Here is a 6969-nt window from a genome sequence, read left to right as displayed (position 1 = left end):
GTGCGGCGGGGGGCGCCACATCGTCGAGCAGATCGTCCCAGTCGTCGGGGATATGGCTGTCCGCCGCCGCCGGCGCAAAATTGTCGAGGAACGGCTCCTGGCGCTCGAAGCGCGAGGCGGCGGCCGAGAGTTCGGGCGCGGCGGGCGGCGCAGGATCGTCGGTGCCGAAGGGCGGCAGCAGCCCGTCGTCGCCCGGTTGCGGCCGTGCCACCCCCGAGGGACCGCGCGGCGCATCGGGGCCAAGAAGGCTGTCGAGGAAATCGACCTCGCCCGCGGCTTCGGGCAGGTCCACCCCGCCGCCGCCCCTGCCCGCGGCCGGCAGATCGTCGAGCGGCGGCAGCAGCCCGCCGCCCGCCGCGCCTGCCCCCGGGCCGAGCGGATCGGGCAAGGGATCCGCGATCAGATCGCGGCGCGGCGGCGCGGCGCCGGGCGTGACCGAGACCAGGAGCTCGAACGGCCCCATGGTCAGGATATCGCCGTCGTTCAGCGGCGTCGGCACCCGGCCGAGCGGCACCTTGCCGTAGTTGAGGAAGGTGCCGTTCGACGAGAAGTCTATCACAACGATATCGCCGCCCTGGTCCTCGATGGCGCAATGGCGTTTCGAGATCTGGCGGTCCGGGTCGGGCAGCACCAGATCGTTGTCGGGGCCGCGGCCGATGGTCAGCGATCCGCCCTGCACCATGACGGGCCGGGCGTTGCCCGGAACCACGCCGGTGCTCTGGAACCGCAGCGTGACCGGCATTGCCTCAGCCCCCCGTCAGCACGGTGAAGGCGCCCATCACGATCGCCCCGCCGCCCGCACAGGGGTCCACCCCCAGCCGGGCCGCCGGAAGGCTGCCGATCAGCACCGTCATCGAGCCCTTGGCGATCGGATGCGCGCCGGGCGGCAGGATCCCGGCGCAGATGTCGGTGATCCGGGCCGCTGGCAGGTTCGAGACCAGCACCGTCGGCGCGCAGGGCCCGGTGACCGGCATCGGCGCGCCCAGCGTCAGCGAACAGACATGGACATCGAGGATCCTTGCCTGGGGAAAAGTCATGTCCTGGGCCTCCCGTTGCCACCCTGGGCGATGTCGAGCGCGCGGTCGATCAGCCGGTCGGCCTCGGTCTCGAACTGTTTCGCCAGCCGCGCGATACACATGATGTTCATCGCGAAAACCGCCGCCTCGGAGGCGCCGGGCGGGGCGGGCAGCCGGCTCAGATCGCCCGCGCCCATGGTGCCGTCGGCAAAGACCGCCGCGGTCGCGCAAAGCGACAGATCGTCATGCGGCGGAGCGGCGTCCAGCGCCTGACGCGCCGCCGCCTTGGTCTCGTCGCCGGGTTTGCGCACCCAGGCCTCGGCCGAAAGCAGCGTCAGCGGCGGCGCCTCGCCCCCGTTCAGCAGGTCGCGCGCGCCGAGACAGGCCCACCAGACCCGCTCGCGCGGGGGCAGCGCCACCGACAACAGCCGCAGGATGTCGATATGGGCATTGCGTTCGTCCAGCACCTCAAGCACCTCGCCCACCCCCGCGCTGGCCGGGAGGCCGGTTTTCTCGATGATGCGGGCATTGGCCGCGGCAAGCAGGCGGGCCGCCGGCTCGCCCGGTATTTTCACCAGCCTTCTGAAGCGCTTATTCACCGGAGCGCACCCTAATTGATCATGGTCACGCCGCCCTTGAGGATCAGCACGCCATCGCCCTTGATATTGCTTACAGGCGCCTTTGCCTCCAGCATTGCGGTGCCTTCGATTTTTACAATCGTTCCGTTCACCGTCACCCCTGTCTGATCGATCTTAATCGAATTCGCGCCGACCTTGAGCAAAATCTCCTGCATCGCCTCGATTTCCACTTTGCCGAGCGAGGTCTTGAGACTGAAATTACCCATCTGGACCAGCTGGCTCATATCGCCGGTCTTCACGGTCTCGCTGAGATTGCCCTCTTCGATGACCGTATCGCTGTCGCCCTTCACCGTCAGCGCGGATTTTCCCTCGATTCCCTCGGTCTTGTCCTTCTTGATGCCGATCTTCTGATTGCCCGAGGCCACGGTGAATGTGTGATCGCCGGTCTTCAGCGTCTCGGTCAGATTGCGGTGGATCGTCACCGTCATGTCGCCCTCGGTCTTGTGCTCCAGCCCGACGGTCACGGTGGCATTGTTCTTCACCTTCTGCTCGTAATCGCGCTCGGCCTGGAAATGGACGAGTTCCTTGCCTTTCTTGTCCTCGAACATCAGTTCGTTGTAGCCGCCGCCGCCTTTCGAGGAATTGGTGCGCAGCCCGGTCCGGGTCTGATTGTCCGGCAGCGGCCAGGGCGGCATGGTATTGGCGTTGTAGAGCATGCCGAGGATGATCGGCCGGTCGGGATCGCCGTTCTCGAAACCGACCAGCACCTCCTGGCCGATGCGCGGGATCGACTGCATCCCCCAGTTCTTGCCGGTCCAGGGCTGTGCCACGCGGACGAAGACCCCGGCCTTCTCGTCGCTCTTGCCGAGGCGGTCCCAGAAGAACTGCACCCGCACGCGGCCGTATTTGTCGGTATGGATCTCATCATCCTTCGGCCCGACCACCAGCGCGGTCAGCACGCCGGGAATCTCGGGCCAGGGCGTCTCCGGGGCCGGGCGGAACGGCACCGCCTTGGGGATCACCTCGAATTTCGTCAGGCAGGCCTTCTGGCCCATGTCGGGGGGCAGTTCGATCCCGCCGCCCTCCCCCGCGCCGGGTTCCAGCGCATCGGCCTGAAAATAATGGCTGGCGAGCGTGATCAGATACTCCGGGCTGCCCGCAAGCTGGGCATGGCCCTTGATTTTGGCCGTCGCCCCGGCAGTCAGGTGGCGGGCGTCGGTGATGCCGCGCAAGGTGGCATGGCGGGCGGCCTCGGCCTCCATCACCACCCGGGCGCGCGCCTCGCCCAGACCGGATTCGCGGTAGCGGCCGGGATAGATATAGGCCTCGTAATCCTTGTGGCCATGGCCGCCCTTCGGCAGCGCCCGCACCGCGGTCAGCTTCGGATTGCTCTTCTCGAAATTATGATCGCCCAGCGTCACCTTGCCGGTGGTCAGCAGCGCCGAGGCGCGCAGATCGCTGACCCGGTTGACCGAGCCGCCCGATTTCGCCGCCGCCTCGCTGTATTCCAGCGGATCGCCGGGCAGCGGGTCGTGGCCGCTGATTTCATCGGCCAGCACCATGGTCTCGGCCTTGCCGTCATGGGTGAAGTAATAGCTGATCCCCTCCTCCTCCATGAGCCGCGACAGAAAGTCGAGATCGCTTTCGCGGAACTGAAGGCAATAGTCGCGCGGCTCGTAGCTCTGGGTCAGGCGGTTCTTCAGATTGCCGGACAGGCCGTAATCCGTCAGCACGTCCTGCACGATCTGCGGCGTGGTGCGGCCCTGGAACACCCGGCATTCCCGGCTGCGGCCCAGAAGCCAGAACCGCGAGCGCACCTCCATCAGATAGCGGCCATGGTCGTTGTGCGTTCCCAGATATTCGGCCGAGATGCAAAGGCCGGCAAAGCGCCGCTCGTCCGATCCGTCGGGCGCGGCCACCGCCAGCGCCATCGGCTTGCCGACGAAATCCCCGAGACTGAGCGAGCGGTCCTTTCCCAGCACTTCGAGCGAGACGGCCGTGATCCGGTTCAGGCCCTCGGTCACCAGCGCGCGGCGCACTTCCAGCCCGGCGACCGGCCCGTCGCCGGTGACGTTAAGGAGCAGTTCGACTTTTTTCATCTCACTTCCTTTCGGCCCTGCAATCCCCGCACCATCCCAACCCGGCCGCCGCCTCAGGCGACGGGATAGGCAGAGCGCACGTGAAGCATGTTGGTCCCTCCATCGAGTTTGGAGTGAAGTTCGACCACCAGCCCCTTCGCGGGCTTGTCATCGCAGAACACGCCGAATTCGCCGCCCAGGTTGCCCTGGCTTACCACCGTCTCGCCCGCGCCGATGTTCGAGCGCACCTTGACCTGCTTCGCCCCGGCGTTCAGCTGGCGCAAAGCATCCTTGCCCTCGTTCGACATCAGCACGTCGCAGACCATTCCGGCCTGCTGCCGTTCGGTCTTGAAGCAGGAATGGCTGCCCTCGCCGCTCAACTCGTTCCAGGCCCGTTTCTCGGAATAATCGGTCTTGCGGTAGGTATTGGTTTGCTGGACATGCTGAAGCGCGTGGCCCCTGGCGTTGTTGGCATCGGATTTCCTGCCTTCCGAGCCCGCGATGATCGCCTTGACCTCATCCGCGCTGAGGGTGCGGTTCCCGGCCTTGGTCAGGACCAGAGTGATCGCCATGGTCATTTCGTTCTCCTTCCCGGTTTCAGTTCTCGTCAGGAAAAATCATAGGTGAAATCGCTGTCCTTCACGCCGACCGAGACGCCGCTCACCGGCGCGCCTTCCAGCATCCGGCGCAGGAATTCGGCGGAAATCTCGGGCAGCATGGTGTTGGTGACGATCGCGTCGATCATCCGCCCGCCCGACTCCAGCTCCTGGCAGCGCGAGACGATGGTATCGACCACGGCGTCGCTGTAGTCGAAGGGCACGCCATGGGCTTCCTTGACCCGCTTTCTGATCCGGTCGAGTTGCAGCCGGGTGATCCTGCCGATCATGTCGGGCGAAAGCGGGTAATAGGGGATCACGACGAGCCGCCCCAGAAGCGCGGCCGGGAACACTTTCAGCAGCGGATCGCGCAAGGCGGTGGCGATGCCCTCGGGCTCGGGCATGAGATCGGGATCCCCGCACATGTCCATGATCAGTTCCGATCCGACATTCGAGGTCAGCAGGATCAGCGTGTTCCTGAAGTCGATCAGCCGGCCCTCGCCGTCTTCCATCACGCCCTTGTCGAAGACCTGGAAGAACAGCTCATGCACATCCGGGTGGGCCTTTTCCACCTCGTCGAGCAGCACCACCGAATAGGGCTTCCTGCGCACCGCCTCAGTCAGAACGCCGCCCTCACCGTAGCCGACATAGCCGGGCGGCGCGCCTTTCAGGCTGCTGACGGTATGGGCCTCCTGATATTCCGACATGTTGATGACGATCAGGTTCTGCTCGCCGCCATACATCATCTCGGCCAGCGCCAGCGCCGTCTCGGTCTTGCCGACGCCCGAAGTGCCCGCCAGCATGAAGACGCCCACGGGTTTGGACGGATTGTCGAGCCCCGCGCGGCTGGTCTGCACCCGTTTCGCGATCATCTTCATCGCGTGATCCTGGCCGATCACCCGCTTGCCCAGATGCTGGTCCAGTTCCAGCACATTGCGGATCTGGTCGCCCATCATCCGCCCGACCGGAATCCCGGTCCAGTCGCCGATCACCGTCGCCACCGCCTGGGCATCGACGATGGGCAGGATCAGCGGCTCCTCGCCCTGGAGCGCGGTCAGCTCAGTATTCTTCGCCTTCAGCTCCGTCAGCAGCGCGGCGCGGTCTTCCTCGGACAGCGTGCCGCCCTCGGTATCCTCGACCGCGGCGCCGCCCTCGCGCAGCTTCGCGCGCAAAGCGAGGATCGCCCCGACCACCGCCTTCTCGGCCTCCCAGCGTTCGGTCAGCCCGGCGAGCCGCGCCTCCTCTGCCTCTTTCGCATGGGTGATGGCATCGCGACGCCCGGCCACGTCGTAACCGGCGGTCTCGTCGCGGTCGATGATCTCAAGCTCGGTGGTGAAGGCGTCGATGCGCTTCCGCGCGTCGTCCACCTGGGCCGGAACCGCGTGCTGGCTGATCGAGACCCGCGCCGCCGAGGTGTCCAGCACCGAGACCGCCTTGTCGGGCAGTTGCCGCGCCGGAATGTAGCGCGCCGAAAGCGAGACCGCCGCCTCGATCCCCTCGTCGAGGATCTGCACCCGGTGGTGCTTCTCCAGCATGCCCGCGATGCCGCGCATCATCATCACCGCGCGCGGGATCGCCGGTTCCTCGACCACCACGGTCTGGAAGCGCCGGGTCAGCGCCGGATCTTTCTCGATATGTTTCTTGTATTCGGCCCAGGTCGTGGCGCCGATGGTCCTGAGCGTCCCGCGCGCCAGCGCCGGTTTCAGAAGGTTCGCCGCATCGCCCGTCCCGGCCGCGCCACCGGCGCCGACCAGGGTATGGGTCTCGTCGATGAACATCACGATGGGCACGGTCGAGGCCTGAACCTCTTCGATCACCTGTTTCAGCCGGTTCTCGAACTCGCCCTTCATGCTGGCCCCGGCCTGCAACAGCCCGACATCCAGCGCGAGGATGCGGGCGTCCTTCAGCGCGGGCGGCACGTCGCCGCGTGCGATGCGCAGAGCGAAACCCTCGACCACCGCGGTCTTGCCCACCCCCGCCTCGCCGGTCAGGATCGGGTTGTTCTGACGGCGGCGCATCAGCACATCCATCACCTGGCGGATTTCCTCGTCGCGGCCGACGATCGGGTCGATCTTGCCGTCCCGCGCCTGCTGGGTCAGGTCGGTGCAGTATTTCTTCAGCGCCTCTTCCTTGCCCATCTGGGCCGGCGACATCGCGCCCGAGGCCTCGCCCGGCCCGGCCCCGCCGCCTGCCGTCGCGGTCATCGCATCCTCGGCCGAGCCGTCGGTGATCTTGTGGAAATTCTCCGACAAATCGTCGCCCTGGATCTTCGCGAACTCGCCCGAGATCTGGGTCAGGATCCGCTTCAGCTCGGGCGTCTTGACCATGCCGAGGATCAGATGGCCGGTGCGCACCTGGGCCGCCGAATACATCAGCGAGCCATAGACCCAGGCCCGTTCCATCGCATCCATCAGATGCTGCGACAGATCCATGATCGCGCTGGCGCCGCGGGGAAGCGCATCCAGCGCGCGTTGCAGATCGGCGGCAAGGCGCGAGGGATCCAGCCCGTAATGCCGCACGATCCGCTGCACGTCATTGTCCTGATCGTTCAGGATCTGCGCCAGCCAGTGCACCACCTCGACGTAGGGGTTGCCCCGCAATTTGCAGAACACCGTGGCGCCCTCGACGGTCTGATAGCCGAGGCGGTTCAGCTTTCCGAACAAGGCAACGCGGCTGATCTCGGTCATCGGATATCCTCTCA

General features: G+C 66.2%; 6 protein-coding genes. All 6 read right to left on the bottom strand.

The window, feature by feature from the left end:
- The coding region (locus XINFAN_RS17485; protein ID WP_124088158.1) for a type VI secretion system-associated FHA domain protein at window positions 1–742 on the bottom strand (742 nt) is incomplete at its 3' end.
- 4 nt (window positions 743–746) lie between these two features.
- Window positions 747–1037 carry a PAAR domain-containing protein gene (locus tag XINFAN_RS17480; RefSeq protein ID WP_124088157.1) on the bottom strand — a complete coding sequence of 97 codons (291 nt, stop codon included), beginning with the start codon at window positions 1035–1037 and terminating at the stop codon, window positions 747–749.
- Window positions 1034–1615, bottom strand: a complete 582-nt coding sequence (locus XINFAN_RS17475; RefSeq protein ID WP_124088156.1) for a DUF6931 family protein — start codon at window positions 1613–1615, stop codon at window positions 1034–1036. Before XINFAN_RS17475 ends, XINFAN_RS17480 begins: the two co-directional genes overlap by 4 nt.
- An 11-nt stretch (window positions 1616–1626) precedes the next feature.
- Window positions 1627–3693 (bottom strand): type VI secretion system Vgr family protein, encoded by a 2067-nt coding sequence (locus tag XINFAN_RS17470; RefSeq protein ID WP_124088155.1) that lies wholly within the window; start codon window positions 3691–3693, stop codon window positions 1627–1629.
- A 53-nt stretch (window positions 3694–3746) separates the two neighbouring features.
- Window positions 3747–4250 carry a hypothetical protein gene (locus XINFAN_RS17465; RefSeq protein WP_124088154.1) on the bottom strand — a complete coding sequence of 168 codons (504 nt, stop codon included), beginning with the start codon at window positions 4248–4250 and terminating at the stop codon, window positions 3747–3749.
- Between the two features lie 29 nt (window positions 4251–4279).
- Complete coding sequence (tssH, locus tag XINFAN_RS17460) at window positions 4280–6955, bottom strand: type VI secretion system ATPase TssH (protein ID WP_124088153.1); 2676 nt, start codon at window positions 6953–6955, stop codon at window positions 4280–4282.
- Between the last annotated feature and the right edge of the window lie 14 nt (window positions 6956–6969).

The sequence above is a fragment of the Pseudogemmobacter humi genome (assembly GCF_900609055.1).
GTDB lineage: Bacteria > Pseudomonadota > Alphaproteobacteria > Rhodobacterales > Rhodobacteraceae > Pseudogemmobacter > Pseudogemmobacter humi.
Note: the sequence above shows the minus strand (reverse complement) of the source record. Positions and strands in the feature narration are given on the sequence as shown.